This window comes from Neobacillus sp., assembly GCF_031988165.1.
GTDB classification, from domain to species: domain Bacteria; phylum Bacillota; class Bacilli; order Bacillales; family Cytobacillaceae; genus Neobacillus; species Neobacillus rhizosphaerae.
In genome coordinates this window covers 23989-42133 of the sequence record NZ_DALZYO010000014.1, presented here as the reverse complement: position 1 = coordinate 42133, position 18145 = coordinate 23989, and the positions used below count along the sequence as shown (strand labels likewise).

At 35.3% G+C, this 18145-nt stretch carries 16 protein-coding genes and 1 pseudogene; 6 read left to right on the top strand and 11 right to left on the bottom strand.

Annotated features, from left to right (window positions below; genetic code table 11):
• Positions 1-303 precede the first annotated feature (303 nt).
• From RTR43_RS10215 to RTR43_RS10205, 3 genes are all read left to right on the top strand, one after another.
• Positions 304-1110, top strand: coding sequence for an alpha/beta hydrolase (locus tag RTR43_RS10215; RefSeq protein ID WP_312471588.1), 807 nt, complete (start codon positions 304-306; stop codon positions 1108-1110).
• Positions 1111-1484: 374 nt separating this feature from the next.
• Positions 1485-2075, top strand: coding sequence for an ArsR/SmtB family transcription factor (locus RTR43_RS10210; protein WP_312471587.1), 591 nt, complete (start codon positions 1485-1487; stop codon positions 2073-2075).
• A 33-nt stretch (positions 2076-2108) separates the two neighbouring features.
• On the top strand, positions 2109-3359 hold the full coding sequence (locus tag RTR43_RS10205) for an MFS transporter (protein WP_312471586.1): 1251 nt from the start codon (positions 2109-2111) through the stop codon (positions 3357-3359).
• A gap of 294 nt (positions 3360-3653) precedes the next feature.
• Here RTR43_RS10205 and RTR43_RS10200 read toward each other — a convergent pair whose 3' ends face one another.
• The 4 genes and pseudogenes from RTR43_RS10200 to RTR43_RS10185 all read right to left on the bottom strand — a co-directional run bounded on the left by RTR43_RS10200 (position 3654) and on the right by RTR43_RS10185 (position 6181).
• Entirely contained in the window at positions 3654-4286 is a 633-nt protein-coding gene (locus RTR43_RS10200) for a type 1 glutamine amidotransferase family protein (protein WP_312471585.1), read from the bottom strand.
• A 75-nt stretch (positions 4287-4361) separates the two neighbouring features.
• A pseudogene (locus tag RTR43_RS10195) lies at positions 4362-4430 on the bottom strand (WYL domain-containing protein); the annotation flags it as partial.
• A 377-nt stretch (positions 4431-4807) separates the two neighbouring features.
• Positions 4808-5230, bottom strand: a complete 423-nt coding sequence (locus RTR43_RS10190; protein WP_312471583.1) for a hypothetical protein — start codon at positions 5228-5230, stop codon at positions 4808-4810.
• Positions 5231-5407: 177 nt separating this feature from the next.
• On the bottom strand, positions 5408-6181 hold the full coding sequence (locus RTR43_RS10185; protein WP_312471581.1) for a sporulation protein: 774 nt from the start codon (positions 6179-6181) through the stop codon (positions 5408-5410).
• A 349-nt stretch (positions 6182-6530) separates the two neighbouring features.
• Here RTR43_RS10185 and RTR43_RS10180 point away from each other — a divergent pair, with 349 nt between their 5' ends.
• Positions 6531-6806 carry a hypothetical protein gene (locus RTR43_RS10180; protein ID WP_312471706.1) on the top strand — a complete coding sequence of 92 codons (276 nt, stop codon included), beginning with the start codon at positions 6531-6533 and terminating at the stop codon, positions 6804-6806.
• Positions 6807-7012: 206 nt separating this feature from the next.
• On the opposite strand, the gene RTR43_RS10175 is transcribed toward RTR43_RS10180, so the two are convergent.
• From RTR43_RS10175 to RTR43_RS10165, 3 genes are all read right to left on the bottom strand, one after another.
• A complete protein-coding gene (locus RTR43_RS10175) occupies positions 7013-8167 on the bottom strand; it encodes a C40 family peptidase (protein ID WP_312471579.1) in 1155 nt (384 codons plus the stop codon).
• Between the two features lie 474 nt (positions 8168-8641).
• Positions 8642-9037 (bottom strand): VOC family protein, encoded by a 396-nt coding sequence (locus tag RTR43_RS10170; protein ID WP_312471577.1) that lies wholly within the window; start codon positions 9035-9037, stop codon positions 8642-8644.
• A 361-nt stretch (positions 9038-9398) separates the two neighbouring features.
• Positions 9399-9968, bottom strand: a complete 570-nt coding sequence (locus tag RTR43_RS10165) for a TetR/AcrR family transcriptional regulator (protein WP_312471575.1) — start codon at positions 9966-9968, stop codon at positions 9399-9401.
• 194 nt (positions 9969-10162) lie between these two features.
• Here RTR43_RS10165 and RTR43_RS10160 point away from each other — a divergent pair, with 194 nt between their 5' ends.
• The gene (locus RTR43_RS10160; RefSeq protein WP_312471573.1) at positions 10163-11650 is read left to right on the top strand and encodes a DHA2 family efflux MFS transporter permease subunit; all 1488 of its coding nucleotides are present in this window, start codon (positions 10163-10165) and stop codon (positions 11648-11650) included.
• A gap of 192 nt (positions 11651-11842) precedes the next feature.
• A complete protein-coding gene (locus RTR43_RS10155) occupies positions 11843-12604 on the top strand; it encodes an SDR family oxidoreductase (protein WP_312471572.1) in 762 nt (253 codons plus the stop codon).
• A 155-nt stretch (positions 12605-12759) separates the two neighbouring features.
• On the opposite strand, the gene RTR43_RS10150 is transcribed toward RTR43_RS10155, so the two are convergent.
• From RTR43_RS10150 to RTR43_RS10135, 4 genes are all read right to left on the bottom strand, one after another.
• Positions 12760-13518 (bottom strand): hypothetical protein, encoded by a 759-nt coding sequence (locus RTR43_RS10150; protein WP_312471571.1) that lies wholly within the window; start codon positions 13516-13518, stop codon positions 12760-12762.
• The gene (locus RTR43_RS10145; RefSeq protein WP_396954559.1) at positions 13481-14029 is read right to left on the bottom strand and encodes an RNA polymerase sigma factor; all 549 of its coding nucleotides are present in this window, start codon (positions 14027-14029) and stop codon (positions 13481-13483) included. Before RTR43_RS10145 ends, RTR43_RS10150 begins: the two co-directional genes overlap by 38 nt.
• A 1047-nt stretch (positions 14030-15076) precedes the next feature.
• Positions 15077-16318 (bottom strand): chloride channel protein, encoded by a 1242-nt coding sequence (locus tag RTR43_RS10140; protein ID WP_312471569.1) that lies wholly within the window; start codon positions 16316-16318, stop codon positions 15077-15079.
• A 469-nt stretch (positions 16319-16787) separates the two neighbouring features.
• Complete coding sequence (locus tag RTR43_RS10135; protein WP_312471567.1) at positions 16788-18044, bottom strand: nucleoside permease; 1257 nt, start codon at positions 18042-18044, stop codon at positions 16788-16790.
• Positions 18045-18145 lie beyond the last annotated feature (101 nt).

Genomic DNA, 18145 nt, shown 5'->3' with positions numbered 1-18145 from the left:
AATTAGGAAATTTACACATGAAAATATCATTAGCATACTCACATTATGAGAATCTTTTAATGTCGTTTTGATTTACATTATGTTTTTAAGAAGTGATTAATTTAATGCTAATAACTTATATTTGTATTCGATACCTACATTGAATTATCATATAGGAAAATATTTTTTAAAACTGAAAGGGAATCATAAATGACACATTTAAACAATCTGGAGCCCGGTATTCGAAAATTGGTTGCACAGTTTATAGAAGCTGGGCGTCCATCAGCAAGACAGCAAAGCATTCAGGAGCGTCGACAAGGATATTTGAACACAATCGACCTTGCCGGAGATGCTGTCCCTGTATTGGATATATTTGACCAAACGATTGATGGCTTACCACTCCGTATTTACAAATCGTCGGATCAAATTAACCTTCCTATTTTAATTTATTATCATGGAGGCTGCTTTGTAAGCGGTGATTTCGACACTCACGATCGTCAATTGAGAATGTTGGCTAATTTGGGCTGCTGTCTGGTAATTGCCGTTGATTACCGATTGGCACCGGAGCATGTTTATCCTGCTGCACATGATGATGCAGTCAAATCTGCACATATCGTCCGAGAACACGCCACGTTGTGGGGCGGAAATCCTGATGACATTACAATTGCGGGCGACAGCGCAGGCGGACATCTTGCTTTAGTTACATGTCTACGACTCAAAAACCAAGGACAATGGATGCCTAAGCGCCAAGTTCTCATTTATCCGATGCTCGATGCGACTGCTTCAAGCGATAGTTATAAAAAATTCGGTGATGATTATGTTATTACACGAGACGCACTTTTAAGTGGCTTTGAGGCTTATTTATCTAATGTATCTCCTGATCACCCAGAAGCGAGTCCTTTATACAGGGATGATCTCGCTGGCCTTCCGGAAACCCATATTTTAACTGCTGAATATGATGCTCTCGTCGATGAGGGAGAGGCATTATACCGTCGTTTATTGGAATTAGGTGTAGAAGTACAATGCCGACGGTACCTTGGGGTGAACCACGGATTCTTTCAGCTTGCAGGTATCAGTTCAGCAGCCAGAAAGGCGATCGAGGATGTCGCCTCCATCCTATCTAATGTATAGGGATTATTTATGGGTCAAGATAAACCTGATTACAGAATTAAAAGGATCGATTGTAAAAAATAAATCGGTCCTTTTAATTTTTGGGGAGCAGATTGCTTTTCCCCTTCCGATCAGGTTCTAGCCCAAGTAATGAGAGAAGAATTCAATCGAGTTTTAAAACTTTTTACTCAATTAAATGGCCCTATAATGAAAAAAAGCACTTTTCCTTATTACAGAAAAGCGCCCGATTGTTGAAGAAACGAGGAATCCCCTATTGGCTATCATTAAGTCTTTAAACAAACTTATACATTAATTAAATTTTTATTTACACATTGATTGGTTATGGTTTACAATTCAGTTAATAAATATTAACCGGTTAAAAAGGTGGTTATCTAGTGGAACAAAAATCTGTAACAATTATTGAAACATATGAACAATTAAAGGCTATAAGTGATCCTCTCCGAACTAAGATGCTAATCTATTTGGTCGAACAGCCATATACAGTTCACATGCTTGCTAACGAGCTTAACCTATCGAGGGCCAAAATCCTTTATCACATTCGCGAATTAGAGAAGCATGGGATCATAAAGCTTGTTAGAAAAGAAGAAAGAGGAGGGAATATATTAAAGTATTATCAAGCAGTGGCAAGAGGGTTCATCCCAGCAGATCATTTGCTTAATTATGTAGAATCTAAAGATGCCACAAGACAATCGTTCTTAGAAGTGTTAGATCGTGCTAAAACGAGAGTGTTAACAGCCCCTGAAGAAACATTCGAATTACACTCTTCAAATGTAGAAGAATGGACCAATCTTTCCCTTCAAACGGAATTCGCAGTGAGTAAAGAAAAATTCTTAGAGTTCACACAAAAATATAGAGAGCTTCTAGAAACATTAAAAAATATGGATACGGAAGAAGAAAAGCAACATTACTATTTAATGACGACTGCTTTTCAAATTGAAGAACCTATTTTTAAGAAAAAGAATTAGAGTGAGAGCGATTAATGTAATGGGGGGATTATATTGAGTAATCAGCAAACACTTACGTCACCCAATGTAAATAGAGAGGCATCAAGTCTTTTAAAAAATCGGGCTTTTATATTTCTATGGCTATCAAGTACAACTTCTTTTCTGGGATTATCAACTTATTTATTCGCTGAACAGTGGTATATTATTACCGTGCTGAAAAAGGAAGCTGCTCTGGGGGTTGTTATGATGGTGACTATGATCCCCCGTGTCCTATTTATGACTATTGGCGGAGTATGGGCAGATCGATTTAGAAGGTCACGAATCATGCTTGTTTCAAGCTTTATCAGATGCTTATTAGTTATGGCTATGATTCTATTTCTTCAAATGAACCTACTTGAATTATTGCCACTCATTGGTTTCGCATTACTTTTCGGGATTCTAGATGCTTTCTTTTCACCCGCTAACACCTCATTACTTCCATCGCTAGTTTCAAATGATGTACTAACAAGAGCAAATTCATTTATTCAAAGTTCAAATCAAATTGCGATGTTTTCAGGGCCTGTTATAGGTGGATGGATTCTCCTTGTAGGATCTTTTAGTCTTTTGTTTTCAATTGTCGTTGCCTTTTTATTGATGACATTCATTTTTTCTTTTTTAATCGGAGAAGAAAAAAGTGCAAGACCACAAAAAAAGAGTTCTACAAAAGTGGAATTAAAAGAAGGGTTAAATTATGTATGGCAGATGTCATTTCTGAAAAACATGCTCATAATTCTTATTATAGTAAATTTTTTCTTTTTTGGTCCTCTTCAAATGGGCATTCCTCTTATCACCGATAACGTGATTCGTGGAGAAGCTTTAGATTTAAGCTTTCTTCAAAGTTCTTATCAAGGAGGGATGCTTGCCGGAGCTTTGATTATCGGAATATTAAACTTCAAGAAAAAAAGAGGCATAACCATCCTAGTAATGATTACTGCCCTAGGGATTTGTTTATCAATACTTGGACAAATCAATTACCTTTGGCAAGGAATTGTTTTATTAGCGTTGATGGGGATACTTTCATCTGTCATCAACGTTTCTCTCATATCAACAATTCAAGAAAAAAGTCAGAAAGATAAAATAGGTCGGGTTATGAGCCTTGTTAACGCATCCTCTAACGGACTTGTTCCACTTTCCTATGCTTTTGTTTCATTAGCTCTTGTTATGAATATAACAATATCAAATATTATGTTGTTTTGTGGAAGTCTTATCATGGTTATATCATTGATATACATCTTGAAATCAAAAGACATTAAAGAAGTGAAATAAAAAAATTATTTAGAGGGCAATATCTATTCTTGAATTGCGGCCTATTCACAAAGAAAGAGCGCATATCTTATTTAGGAAAAGCGCCCTATAACGTAATAAGCACCATACTTTTAGATTTCTTTAATTGAGGGGAGAATAAACTCCTCCACATCTTCGCCAAGTGCATTGGAAAACCTACTGTCCTCACCACTTCCATAAACAATTTTAAGTTATATACAAAAACCATGCTTTGACATCGTCTAAAGCATGGGAATTATTTAAACTAATATTAAACTGCTAAGTTGATTTTTTAGCTCATCTATTTATTGAACTCATTAACTCGAAGAAGTATTCAGGTTTATGAGTCTTATTTAGGTTATACCATGAATGCAATGTATCTGGTGCAAATACATCTAATTTTTTTAGTACTTCCATCGCAAATTCCAGAGGAGCTACTCCTGATGCAGTAACCAAATTCTCACCAGATACTGCAGGTCCCATCTCATGAAATTTTTCTCCTTTATAATTAGGACAGACCATTTTAATATACTCTAAGTTATTGCTTGTATGCTTTCTAGAATCTAGGTATCCAATATTCGCTAGTCCCTCAGTTGCACCACAAATTGCAGCAACAATAGTGCCAAGCTTTAAAGCTTCGCCAATTTTTTTCAAGATAGGTTGATGAATATCTTCTCCCCAAGTATTCCCTCCAGGTAAAACTAAAAGATCTTTACTCTCAAGAGTACACTCATCAAGGGAAATATCTGGTTTTATGCTCAGTCCTCCCATCGTAGTAATAATTTCTTTATTAGCTCCTACTGTAACTACTTTTAAAGGTGCTAAATCTTTTTTGAAATATCTTCCTGAGTTTAGTTCAGCAATTAAATATCCATATTCCCAGTCTGACATTGTATTAAATACATAAAGATAAACTTTTTTTGATTGCATCCAATAACACCCCAATCACAATTGATATAAACTATTATAATAAAACTTCCCTGACAGCTAACGTCAGGGAAGTTATCATACTTGATGAAATTTTATTAATTCCGACAGAACTTCAATAAGTCTTTTCTTAAGACTTATTGGCTCAAACTACGGATATCATTGCCTAATTAAGTGGAATCCTTAAAAGAGAATTTTATAGAAAATACTTTTAGAAAAGTGTCAAAAAAAAAGCAACGAAAGATTCGTTGTTTTTACGTTCTTGCACCCGCTAGTTTAAGTGCAATTCTTCACAATTAAACTTAATCATTGTTTTAATCCGTTTTTTCTACCATAATTTAAACTTAAAATGTAAAAAGCTGACCCTTTGAAAAAGAGCATCTTAAGCATTCCTTATACCGCTTTTTATTCAACCTGATCCTTTACTTTAATAAGAGCATGCTAAAAAATCGAATCCGTTAGTCATCCATGCAGCAGAACTAAACCACAGAGAATGGAAGCTGTTCTTTGGATTTTTACTATCTTTAAAGTGCTGGAAATGTAACCCCATATTTCTCAAGGATTTTATTTATTCTGTCACGCTCTTTTTCTGATATTTGAAAATAAGTGCCTGTTTTTTCATCTTTAAACATTGGACATGTATCACGAGCTATTGAATAGATAATGTCCCCATCATTAAACTGAAATGAAATGTCTTTACTAAAACCACATGATGGATTATCAGAAAAAAGACTACGATTATTCAAGATTTTCTTTATTTCTTCGCTATCTGATTTTGAAAGTCTTTCATCTATGTTTTTCTGTAAAAAATCATACTTTATACTGACGTTTTTATATCTGAGTGTTTGGGTTTTATCAGACACAATATTTCTTATCAAAATCACTCCAGTTATTATAACGATGAAAACTAATAGATACAAAAATTTTTTCACTTCTATCACCTTCAAGATTGAACTCTTAGCAACAGGATTACCCCAGAAAACGTTGCATTTGGTAATAAAACAGAGGTATGAATATCAACATTGTTCTTTAGCAGAGACATCTTTTTTAAAACAAATGTTCATTTCTAAAGAATGTGACTTAAAAAAGGAAACTCGTCATTTTATAAGGTTCCCTTTCTGAAATCAAATCATATTCCCGATGATAAATCCCGTAACGTAGGCTTTTTTGGTATTACCAATATTATGTTTATAAATGGCGAGCTCGCTTGTAAACATCAAAGGATTTTTTAAAGCTTCATTGATAGCCTTATCTACTATTTCAGGAATATCCTCCACACTGATAGACGACGGTATAAAAAATTGATTGGATAGAACATCTGGACTTGGTAGTTCCGTTGTGAATTTCTGTAAACCCATTTTAACAAAAACCCCTTCTGAAATATCAAAAAAGGACAAATCAATTTCAGTACCCGCGTATTCATGCACTAAACGAAAAGATTGTCCTCTTTCCGTAATAAAATTGTCCTCCTGAAAAAAACCTAATGTTTCAGTGGCTTTTAGAATCTGGCTACTTGAAGGAGGTAAAAGAACGGTAATCTCGTTACGATTAGAAGCATTCTTTCCTAAGTCTATATCCAGTTTAGTAGAAAGGTGATATTCTACCTTATCAGTACTTACGGGAATATTTCTTGGCAATATCAACTCGAAAGGAACTTCCCTGTAGCTTTTGGATTGAATGAATAAACATCGGTCTTCTTCTAAAGAATACTTAATCAGAGGTGTGATTTTGGGAATCTTGTCCTTAATTACTTTGACATGCAAAATGCTTTCTAAGCTGTATATATTTTTATCACGGGATCCTCCTTTGATTAAAAGTTTGCCCGTCATGGTTTCGCCTGGAATATACTCTTTCTTATCTAATTTCAAGTCTACTTTTGCTGATTCTAATCCGAACATTGAATATTCACCTCTTTTTTATTTTCAATTTAAAGACTGAGAGCTTATGTATTCAAACTGTTTGTAAAATTATTAGGAATTCGATTTTATATTCATATTACCTTATTTAAGAGCCCCTCTACAAAGGAGAATTTTATTTAAAATCATATATCATTCATTCCATCTCATATTTAGCTTCTTTTCCTAATTGTTATTTCTATTTTTCTAATCCAAGTTGCTTCTTAGAGTAAATGCCCCTTTAGCATTCCTGTAGATCGTTATTTTTCAACTTTTTAAAAAATAGAGCTCCTCAGTAAGATATGAGTATAGACACCACTCTAACTCAAAAGCTTAAGGAGGAACCCCTACTGTGAAGTTTAAAATGCAAGACAAACAAAATCAACTAATAGAAAGAATTTCTGATAAGCACCTGGTTGTCCGTGTGGACATTGCTCAACAATTAAGTAGTAAAAGAAGGGAAATGATTTTTGATATATGTTGGAAAAGGAGGAAAATCCTATCGATCAATAGGGAGGAAATTTTGCAAAATAATTTTGTAGACAAGGAAGAACAAATCAAGTACCTTTTAAGGAATCAATTGACAGAATCAAATTGCATGCAGATGGAGTCCGAGAATCTTTTTTAGGTTCTCGAACCCTCTGCCAATTATCTAATCAATTCTATCAACGAACAGCACTCCACCTGTCCAGAGTGTATGTGGCAACACATGGGATGTTGCTGGATATTTATATTTAGAATTACAAAGCTTGAAATATATATGTTTTGCAAAAAATAATTATCTTTTTTCTACATGGTCTTTCACTATAAGTATCACTTCAAAAATTGCCATCCTTAATGTAATACTCTAGCAGCACTAGTAAAAGCAGATGGATTATACGGAGCAATTTTCACAACATCACCCGTTTGTGGGGCATGTATATATTGCCCACCTCCAATATAAATACCAACATGATAGGCAGGGGAACCCCTGAATACTAAATCTCCTGGCTGTACTTGACTCGGAGAAATTCTAGTTCCAAGATTTTGCTGGTCTCGTGACACTCTCGGTAGATTAATACCAACAGAACGATAAACGTATGAAGTGAATCCCGAACAATCAAATCCACTTGGCGTAGTTCCACCCCAAACGTAAGGAACGCCCAAATATTGTTTAGCAGTTGCAATGATGGTGCTTACCGCATCAGCGTTGGTTATACTAGGTACCTCAGCCGATGGTGTTGATTTTGAATCATTGTTTACTGAAGATTGTTGTTGAGATTGTTGTTGAGATCGTTGTTGGGATAATAGGATTTGTTGTTGAGCCTGCTGTCGGGCTAACTGAGCCTGCCGCTCTGCCTCTTGTTGAGCTAGTTGATCTTGTTGGCTTTGTAATTTGTTTTTTGCATCCGCTAATTCTTTTTCAACTTCATTTTTATCTTCTTCAATCTTTTTTTGTTCAGAAGCTAATTCATTCTGGCTCTTTTTTAATTTGTCGAATTCATTATGTAATTTTTGCTCTGCATCTTTTAACACTTGTTCTTTTTCATTTAAACCCTTCAGTAAGTCTGTGTCACTTTCCATAATTTGTGAAATAGCAGTAAAACGATTTAAAAACTCAGAAATGTCATTAGACGAAAGCAAAAGTTCTGCGTAGGTGACAATTGACGGTTTTCCCTCTAACTGAATGCTTTTTAGTCGTTCAGAATAGACCTTTTTGTGAGAGTCTAAGTCCTTTTGGGCTTTTTCAATTTCAACCTTGCTTTCTTTAATTTTTCCTTGTTGTATTTTTATTTGATCGTTTAGTGTTTGACTTTTCTCCATTGCTAAGCTGATTCGGTTATCTAATTGTTGGATTTTTGTTTCAAAGTCATTGATTTGTCCTTTTGTCGCATCGATTTGTCCTTTTGTCACTGATGATTCTACTGGACTTGCAAAAGTAGGTGTTGCTTGAATCATTGTGGCGAGGACGGCAGCCGATACCGAATATTTAAATAATTTTCTTATCATCACAAAATCTCCTTTTGTAACCTATCATTATTTCAGATTCCTAATATACTACCAGTTTATATTCCAAATGGACTAAAAACAATGAAACTGTCGGTAATGTAATATAATTGTAATTTAATGTAGAAAAATCTGACAAAGAATCGACTCTTGCTCTCTACTTGTAGAAAAATGATTGAGACTGGGTAGGAATTCATATAAATTTACTCCTTATTACTTAAACCTGTATTGTTAAGATAGACAAAAAAAAGAAACAGGACATCATCCCATTCCAAATTTAAACATATTAAATTACCTCTCCATGACTCCAAATGGTAAGTTTTCCTTAGCAAAAAGAAATTATTGAAATTCCTTCATTTACTGATTGACTCGGCTTTGAAAAACTTTCAAAGTCGAGTCATCATTTTTAATGAACTGAGATACGGATATCTTTTTGGGGCAACTATATGATCCTTCGGATTTACGTAATGTGAAAATCTATTTGGCGTTGACATCTGGTTGATGAATTCCAAATATATTTCCTTCGGTATCAATATAGTATCCCTGCCACGCCATTCCAGGCAAGGCGTACTTGGGCAATGCGACCTTGCCTCCATTCTCAATAATTTTAGTTTCAGTTGTATCGTAATCTTCCACTCCCATTGTACAAGCATATGCATTTAAACTCTGATTGGTTTCTGGCGGTGCACTTTGACGTTGCATCAAAGCACCATTGATGCCAGGTTCATCTTCATTGCCAGTCACTGCTCCAAAGTAAGGCATTCCTGCATAATCACTCCAATCTTGAAATGACCATCCGAATACCTCTCCATAAAACTTCTTTGCCCGATCCATGTCATCTACATGAATTTCGAAATGAACTAATCTTCCCATGCTTACCTCCAATTCCCTCTAGCAAAAGAAAAAGCACTTGCTAATTCTATGATGAAGGTTGCTTTTCTTCTTGAGCTATAGTCTCATAAATTACCTCTATATTATAGGATGTATATGGAAACATATTCAATTTCTATAAGAATTTATTATTTTTAGTTACGATTGCTCGCTTTGCACTCTATTTTGTCTTATGTTTTCTTTCGAGCAGAACTACTGTCTCTCCGTGTCCAGAGTTTATCAGTCAACACATGGGATGTTGGTGATTATTTTTTGCTAAGCAATCATTATAAAAGAATCCACCTATACAGTAATAAGGTCAACCAAAAGACATTTTTGGTTGACCTTATATGGAAGAGTAGTTTTATTTGGACATCAGAATGATCTGGTTTGCTAAGTAGCTTGGACTATATGGTGTCCCTTCTTGTAACCACCACGATAAGATGCCTAGTGTCGAGGAAGCAATTATTTCATTGGGCACCTGAAACGACCGTCCTCTCTCTTTTCTATCTTCAGCCCAAAAAGTGACGATATCTAACAATATACCGAAAACTCTTTTGCGAAAATCCTTGTTCTCCAGCATCACATTGTAGAGGCCGGCATTTCGATAAAAATGCTCTAGAAAAGAGATAAGCCGGGTCCGAGGTGTTGGGTATCCTTTATTAATTGACTGATTATCCTCGGATGGAGACTTCATAGTTTTATTTAACTCGTCAAGAACTTCATCAATCATTTGCTCCATTAGATCATCAATATCTTGATAATGTAAGTAGAAAGTCGCACGGTTTAATTCGGCTCGATCAGCAATATTTTGAACAGTCAATTTGCTTTTATCGTAGTTTTCCTGGATCAATGAAATGATTGCGTCTTTAAACATTCTCTTTGTACGTTTAATTCGAGGATCCACCTTCATCTTCTCGTTGTTAGACATCATATCCACCCTTCGTCTATAATTTATTATTTTTACGACACATATTCAATAAATCGTCAATTAGTATACATTTATCTAAAAAGTGTAAATGGCTATTTTCACTATTCTCATGTTAACATATACTTTATTGACACATTATCAATTAAACAACTTAATGTCAATTAAATAACCAACGAGAAAGGAACGTGTAATAGATCATGGATCAACCTAATAAACAAGTAAAAAAAGGGATTCTTCTATTCGTCTTACTCTTGGGCTCATTTCTTTCAGTCCTGAATCAGACGATATTAAATGTTGCTTTACCAGATTTGATGAAGCAATTTGAGGTTTCCGCTGCAACAGTTCAATGGCTGTCAACTGGCTTTATGCTGGTGAATGGTATTTTAATTCCGGTGACTGCCTTTTTAATGAAACGATTTTCCACTCGGCAACTTTTCATCAGCTCAATGGTTCTATTGTTAGTGGGGACTTTCATAAATGCCATTGCACCGAGCTTCGCTTTTTTATTAACAGGTCGACTGATTCAAGCTGCAGGAGCTGGTATAATTATGCCTCTATTAATGATGGTTGTCCTTGTGGTGTTTCCTGAGGAAAACCGTGGAACTGCCATGGGATTAATTGGGCTTGTGATGATCTTCGCACCAGCAATCGGCCCTACTTTGGCAGGAGTCATTATCGAACATTCCTCATGGCGTTGGATATTTATCGGCATGTTCCCACTTGTTGCCATCGTCATCGCTTTATCGATTAAATATCTAGTAAATGTATCAGAGACATCCAAACCAAAACTCGATATCATCGGTATCATTCTTTCAACCGTAGGGTTCGGCGGTATGCTTTATGGGTTTAGCAGTGCAGGCTCAGACGGATGGGGAAGCCCGGTGGTGTTATCTTGTTTAATCGGCGGTGTTCTCTTCATTATTCTCTTCAGTCGGCGCCAGCTTACTTCCATTGATCCTATGCTGGATCTACGTGTCTTCAAGGATAGGATGTTCACGATGACGGCGATCATTAATATTTTGGTAACGGTGGTGATGTATGCAGATTTGATTTTACTTCCTATCTATTTGCAGTCAAGTAGAGGATACACGGTGCTTGACACAGGCTTACTGTTGCTGCCGGGTGCATTATTAAATGCTTTGATGTCACCTGTAACTGGTCGCTTATTCGATAAAGTCGGTGCAAAACCACTAGCTCTGATAGGTCTTATCTTTATTATCCCTTCAATATGGGGAGTGACCAATTTAAGTGAAACGACAAGTTTTACCTATTTGATGATTAGGACTATAACCTTACGCATTGGTATGAGTTTCCTGACGATGCCTATCAATGCTGCCGGACTGAATGCACTTCCGAAACACCTAAATACTCACGGTTCAGCCGTAACTAACACAGTTCGCCAAGTAGCAGGTGCGATCGGAACTGCACTGGTTGTAACGATTATGACAACTAGCACAACTAATCATGCTGCTACGTTGATTCAATCTGGCGAAGTGCTAGCCAAAGCTCAACTTATGAAGGAATCTTCTATACTTGGTACAAGTGATGCTTACTTTTTTATCGCAATTTTATCTATCATAGCATTCATTGTGACTCTATTCATGCCCAAAAGAAAGGTAGTATCGAACCAAGAGAGAACAACAGCTGAGAAGCAAAACTATAAAAGTCCAGCTGAAGAACGTTGACAACAAAACAAAGATTTAGAAAAGCATCATACTATGTCTGTTTGTATTAAGGTGTTCTGTTAATGTATGTTTTACACCCACAAAACTTATAATAATAATTTACATTGATCATATTCTAAAATTGATGATGGATAATAAACAAATATTCAGTAAAATTAAAAAGACGCATTCAAATGGATGGAGGAATTTTTAATGAAACTTCAAAATAAAGTTGCAGTTGTAACTGGAGCAGCATCAGGCATGGGAAAAGCGATTGCAGAATTGTATGCTAAAGAAGGGGCAAAAGTCATTGTAGCTGACCTTAACATCGAAGGGGCAAAAACGGTTGCAGAAGGGATCACGAATAATGGTGGAATAGCTAAAGCCGTTCAAGTTAATGTGGCAAAATTAGAAGATATCGAAAATATGATTGATACAGCAGTAAATGATTATGGGACTTTAGATATATTAGTTAATAATGCTGGGATTATGGATGGATTTGAACCTGTTGGTGACATTAGTGATGAAAGATGGGATTTAATATTTGATATTAATACAAAAGGTGTAATGCGTGCAATGCGTAAAGCTATACCGATTTTCTTAGAAAAAGGAAAAGGAGTAATCCTTAATACTGCTTCTACTGGCGGATTAAATGGTGCTCATGCAGGTGCTGCATATGGGGCATCAAAACATGCAGTTGTGGGTCTTACCAAGAATACCGGTTTCATGTATGCAAATAAAGGTATTCGCTGTAATGCCATTGCCCCAGGCGGCGTTGTAACAAACATTGGTTCATCTATGAAAAACATCAATGAATTCGGCGCAAGTCGTCTACAGGCGGTACAGGCTGTAATGCCAAGAATTGGTCAATCAGAAGAAATTGCACAGGTTGCTCTATTTTTAGCTTCTGATGAATCTAGCTTTGTGAACGGAACAGTCATCGTAGCCGATGGTGGCTGGACTGCGGCATTTTAATCATAACTTTCATTGGCCAATGGGGATTTTAATTGAATAAATACAAAAATAAAACCAATGCTCAGAGTATTTCTCTGAGCATTTTTACTTGTTATTAGTATGCAGTTTAAGGTGCCTAAATCAAAATCAACTGCTATACAAACAATTTACTATTACTATTTATTAAAACTGATTAATTTAGCCATTTTAATAAGATCATCACTACTTTGTCCACCCGAAATATAATAGATAAATTCATTGCTGACCACGATTAACTGAGGACCCCCATCTGCTTCGACTAGTTTTGGAAGAATTGCTTGATGATTTCCAATGGTTAACAAAGATTTAAAACTGGAGTACCTCTTTACTAACGATTCGTATGCGAGCTTCGCAGAACCTTGTTTATTAATAGCAGTATTAATCGATAGGAATTTATCTCCTTTAACAGGGTAAGTTACACTCACTAGGACACGATTATTATCTTTAGTTGCGGTAATCTTTGGTTCTCCTATAATTGAAGGAATGATTACATTAGATGGGATGACTGCTTCTTCTGTTAAAAAGAGTACCTTATTGCCGTTTACTCTTTCGATCAAGTCTTGTTCTTCTCTAGAGACAGTAACGGATACATCTTTATCTTGAGTCTGTTGCTCGGATGTGTTGACTCTATTAGAATAAGAACCGTTTGACAAATGGCTAACATTGGAATCTTCCTGTTTTACAAGAACAAAGGCTATGACAAAAATGGCAGCCACTGCACACATCCTTACAGGAAAAACAAATATTTTATTTAGCTTTGCTTTTAAGGAAAGTTTATTTATATCCGTTAACAATTTATGTTTTAATTCATTATTTTGGGCGTTTTTCCATACTATATCTGCCTCTAAATTTGATAATTCAGTATCCAATAAACTTCTTGTATATTGTTCCTTCACGCAAATAACCCTCCTTTAACAATTGCGTTTCCAATACAGGGATAGCTCTATAAAGTGTTGACTTAACCTTACTTTCAGACCAACCTAAAACTTCGGCTGTTTCTTCAATAGAGAACTCTTTAATTTTCCGTAATATAATCACTTCCCTATATGAATCTTTAATTGCACCTAATGCTTTATAAAGTTCATATGAACTTTCCTTAATTTGAATCATTTCGTCAGGTAACGGATTGGTATCCTTCTTGAAGAAAAATGCTTCTTTAAAAAGCAAGATCGGCTTACGTTTTCGGATAAAATCAATTGTTAAATTATGAGCTATACTAAAAAGCCATGTTTTTGGATTGGATTTACGCCTATATGAATCATAATGAATATAGGCCTTTAAAAAAGTCTCGTGTCTTAAATCTTCTGCTTGTTGATAATCTTGTATCATCATAAAAATAAACTTAAAAATAGGTTCGTTAAAATCCTCGTACCATTTAATGATTTCTCTATTCCTAATATCCGACACATTCATCCCCCCCTTTTTAAGAACTTCGATGTTTAGACGTTTATCTCTAACAAAAGTTTTATTTAGTAATTCAAAAATTTAAAAAACCTTGTCCAACTAATCTGCTACCTTTAGTTTAAGTAAAATTGGATTGTCAACACTAAACTAGACAGTTTTTTTAAGGTGTCCAAGTTTGGATTCTATCGGGCTTAACTAGCCTAATGTTCCATAAATTCGAATTTCAACCACATCCTGTGGTATGTGGGGTTTATATGTAAGTTGATGATTTGAAGAATGAAAATTACTAAACTAAATCATTATTTAATCGCAATAGAAATGCTTCCTCCTACATTAGATAAAATAAAACAAAGGAGATTAGAAGAAGCCCAAAAGTACAAGATCCCCATGTACCACGGTGAAACGGTCTAATAGAAGAGCTCTATTGGACATTATCACCCAGTGGCACCGGGAAACGGTCTTATAGAAGATTCCTATAGGACAATATCACCCAGTGCCACCGGGAAACGGTCTTATAGAAGAGCTCTATTGGACAATATCACCCAGTGACACCGGGAAACGGTCTAATAGAAGAGCTCTATTGGACATTATCACCCAGTGCCACCGGGAAACGGTCTAATAGAAGAACTCTATTGGACAATATCACCAAATGTCACGGTGAAACGGTCTTATAGAAGAGCTCTATTGGACAATATTACCCAGTGGCACCGAGAAACGGTCTAATAGAAGAGCTCTATAGGACAATATTACCCAGTGCCACGGGGAAACGGTCTTATAGAAGAGCTCTTAAATATTGGGTAAGGACTTCGATTTTTTTTATAGGGTAGGGGCTAATATTGAATTCTATGTCATTAATTTCATTTAATAGATAGTCATCCTTCACTCCAATAATCTTCAAAAATCCTTCAAAACTGATCTAGATTTTAACATAAATATCCAGTTTCCTTTAAAGGGTCTTGTTCAATTATATGTAAGCGTCAAATAATCCCCACCTTTAATAAGATGGGGATTATTTGACGCTTACGGATAGAAAGCTGATAGTAATAAGCATTAATATGATTTTTGCATTAGTTTATTCTTGTACTTAAATATATATATTGGCAAATAGGCTGCTACTATCATTGGTATAATTAGCTTTATTGGGAATAGAATGATTAAAATAAATACAGCTGCTATTGGCTTTTTCATTATTCCACTTGTGAGTGAAGTAGTTACAATCGCAACTGATGTTACTGGATCTATCGGAAATAACAATGCCATTCCATATCCTAAACTTGCTCCTGCGAAAATAACAGGAAATATATGTCCTCCACGCCAACCAGTGGCTAAACAAAATTCTGTTATGAATAACTTTACAATAGCAGATATCAACAATAAATAAATCGACATACCTTTCCATTCTGCTGGTAATTCTGTTAGTTGATGCTCCCCTGAAAATAACATTGTAGGAAGAATAGTACCTATTAATCCTAATACTAATCCACCAATAACTGCTTTGATTATTTTATAATTTTCAAGTGGTTTAAATACCTTATGAAGAATTTCTCCAAAAAACTCAAATAATATGGCAAATAATAATCCTATAAGGATAAGTGGTATCATAGCTATAATTTCATTTTTACCTACTACTGCTGAACCAAAATCAACTAAAGAAATTTTTCTGTAATCTATTTTTGATAAAAAAATAAATACACCAAAACCCGCAACAGTAGTGATTGAATAAACAATTATTTTTATCAGCTTTATACGTCTTGAATCTTTTTTATCCTCAAAGAAGGTAGTAGCCCCAAATAGTGGTGCTCTAAAAATCATGCCAATTGTAGCCTCAATACTATACTCAATTATTATTTCTCCATATTTATTTAAAACTGATTTTTTCTTAACTAAAGATTTAATAGTGTCTCCTGCCCACGTAGAAAGACCTCCTATTATACCAACTAAAGCCGCCTCAGGACCAAGGCTGGCTCCAAAAGAAAGAACACAAAGTGCAGTCAATGTACTCTTATGTACTGACCTATAATCAACTCTTTTGGTTTCCTTGAATTCTGCTAATACATCCTCCATATTACGCGGGTAATTACCAAAGTACTTTTGACATAAACCTACAAGAACACCTCCAACTAAACACAGTAATAGGGTCCAATTTTTAAAATGAAGGGTCTTTGGTAAGGTATCCCATAAAAAGTGAGTTGTAAAAGAAGTAACAGCTAAAAAACCCCATGTCAAAAACCCTACAATTCCTCCTATAATTATGCAAAATAGCACTATAATACCTAACTTTGAAAATTTCATCCTCTTGTATTGATCCTCCTTATTCATATGGAGTCGAAAAAGTTTTTTTATGATTAGTTATTTTTCTCGCTTTTTTTTCGCCTTTTTCTCCTTGTAATGTAAAAAAAAAATAGACATTACCGTGAAAACTTTTTTTACTATCTTAAGGGCATTTCCGATGAACGGATTAGAATTAATAATGAAAGGATGGCTACTCACATAACCTTTATAGTCCTTTATAAATCGGACTTTTATTTCGACTTTTTTCTCATTCTACAGAAAAAAACCGAAGGTCTCAAGAGCGTATCTCCCGTTGATCTTCGGTCAAGATTTCGTTTGATTCGGTTTGGTTCCGAAATTTTATGATGGAAACAGAAAAACCCGAATAACATTTTATTCGGGTTTTGGATAGATTTTTTTATGTTTTGGGTCCACGAAATACATACATTTAATCAATAGAATAGGATGATATTTAAAATGAAACTGTGATTCACGCAGCTGCCTTTACATTTTTCATTGCATCACGGTCATTTTTGTATCTAAAGCTTACCACAAAAATGACTGCGAGAATGATGGTATACGCTGCAAAAACTAACCAGATATTTTGCCAGTCTTTCACCCCATCAACTGTGAAATAATCCACTATTTTTCCACTAATAACAGCCCCTAAATAGGTCCCGATTCCGTTGACCATTGTCATGAATAAGCCTTGTGCACTCGCACGAATTCGATGATCCACTTCTTTTTCTACAAACATAGATCCGGAAATATTAAAGAAGTCAAATGCAGCACCATACACAATCATTGATAATAGCAATAAGAAGAACCCGCCGCTAGATGGGTTACCATAAGCGAAGAAAACAAAGCGTAATGTCCATGCCACCATACTCAGCAGCATTACCTTCTTAATCCCAAGTTTCCGTAAGAAAAATGGTATGGCAAGAATAAAGAATACTTCTGAAATTTGTCCCATTGATAATAATATCGCTGGATATTTAACAACAAGACTATCTTTATAGTTAGGGTTTAGAGCAAAGTCATGTAAGAATGGGTCGCCAAATGTAATGTTTATCTGCAGTGCTGCACCTAACAGCATAGCAAACACGAAAAATATCGCCATTCTCTTTTGCTTAAATAATACGAAAGCATCTAGTCCCAAAAGACTTACTAATGACTTGTCCTTTTTGACATTTGATGTTGGACAGTCAGGTAACATTAGTGAATACAGTGCAAGTAAGATCGAAGCTCCAGCAGCAATGTATAGCTGGATGTTGCTTAACTCCAGTTTCCCTAGACTAATTGTCCACATGGCAAGAATAAAACTAATTGTGCCAAAAACACGAACAGATGGGAAATTTTTCGTTACATCAAGTCCTTCTTTTTCCAGGCTTGAATATGAAATAGTATTAGATAAAGCAATCGTCGGCATGTAAACCATTGCATTAAAAAGCATCACCCAAAACATAAGGTCAGGATCTGAAATCCGTGCAGCTGTAAATAAGGCAATCGCACCAAGGAAATGGCAAATTCCATATAATCTATTTGCCTTTATCCAACGATCTGCAATAATTCCAACTAGACTTGGCATAAGAAGTGAAGCAAGCCCTGTTGAACTATAAACAAGTCCAACTTGCATACCCGTAAAATGTAAATGATTGATCATATACGAGCCAAGAGTAACAAGCCAACATCCCCAAATGAAAAACTGAAGAAACATCATAATTTTAAGTCGTGATTTAACAGTCATTTCTTCCTCCCGATGAGCTTTGGTGCTGAACCAAGATTTTTTATCGATATTAAAATAAAACTGAATATTCAATTAATTATTTTTATTCTGATTTTAAAAAA

Coding starts and splice junctions, on each gene's coding strand:
- RTR43_RS10200 (WP_312471585.1), bottom strand. CDS start 4,286: ATGCAATCAAAAAAAGTTTATCTTTATGTATTTAATACAATGTCAGAC.
- RTR43_RS10185 (WP_312471581.1), bottom strand. CDS start 6,181: ATGTTCGGATTAGAATCAGCAAAAGTAGACTTGAAATTAGATAAGAAA.
- RTR43_RS10175 (WP_312471579.1), bottom strand. CDS start 8,167: ATGATAAGAAAATTATTTAAATATTCGGTATCGGCTGCCGTCCTCGCC.
- RTR43_RS10170 (WP_312471577.1), bottom strand. CDS start 9,037: ATGGGAAGATTAGTTCATTTCGAAATTCATGTAGATGACATGGATCGG.
- RTR43_RS10165 (WP_312471575.1), bottom strand. CDS start 9,968: ATGATGTCTAACAACGAGAAGATGAAGGTGGATCCTCGAATTAAACGT.
- RTR43_RS10160 (WP_312471573.1), top strand. CDS start 10,163: ATGGATCAACCTAATAAACAAGTAAAAAAAGGGATTCTTCTATTCGTC.
- RTR43_RS10155 (WP_312471572.1), top strand. CDS start 11,843: ATGAAACTTCAAAATAAAGTTGCAGTTGTAACTGGAGCAGCATCAGGC.
- RTR43_RS10140 (WP_312471569.1), bottom strand. CDS start 16,318: ATGAAATTTTCAAAGTTAGGTATTATAGTGCTATTTTGCATAATTATA.
- RTR43_RS10135 (WP_312471567.1), bottom strand. CDS start 18,044: ATGACTGTTAAATCACGACTTAAAATTATGATGTTTCTTCAGTTTTTC.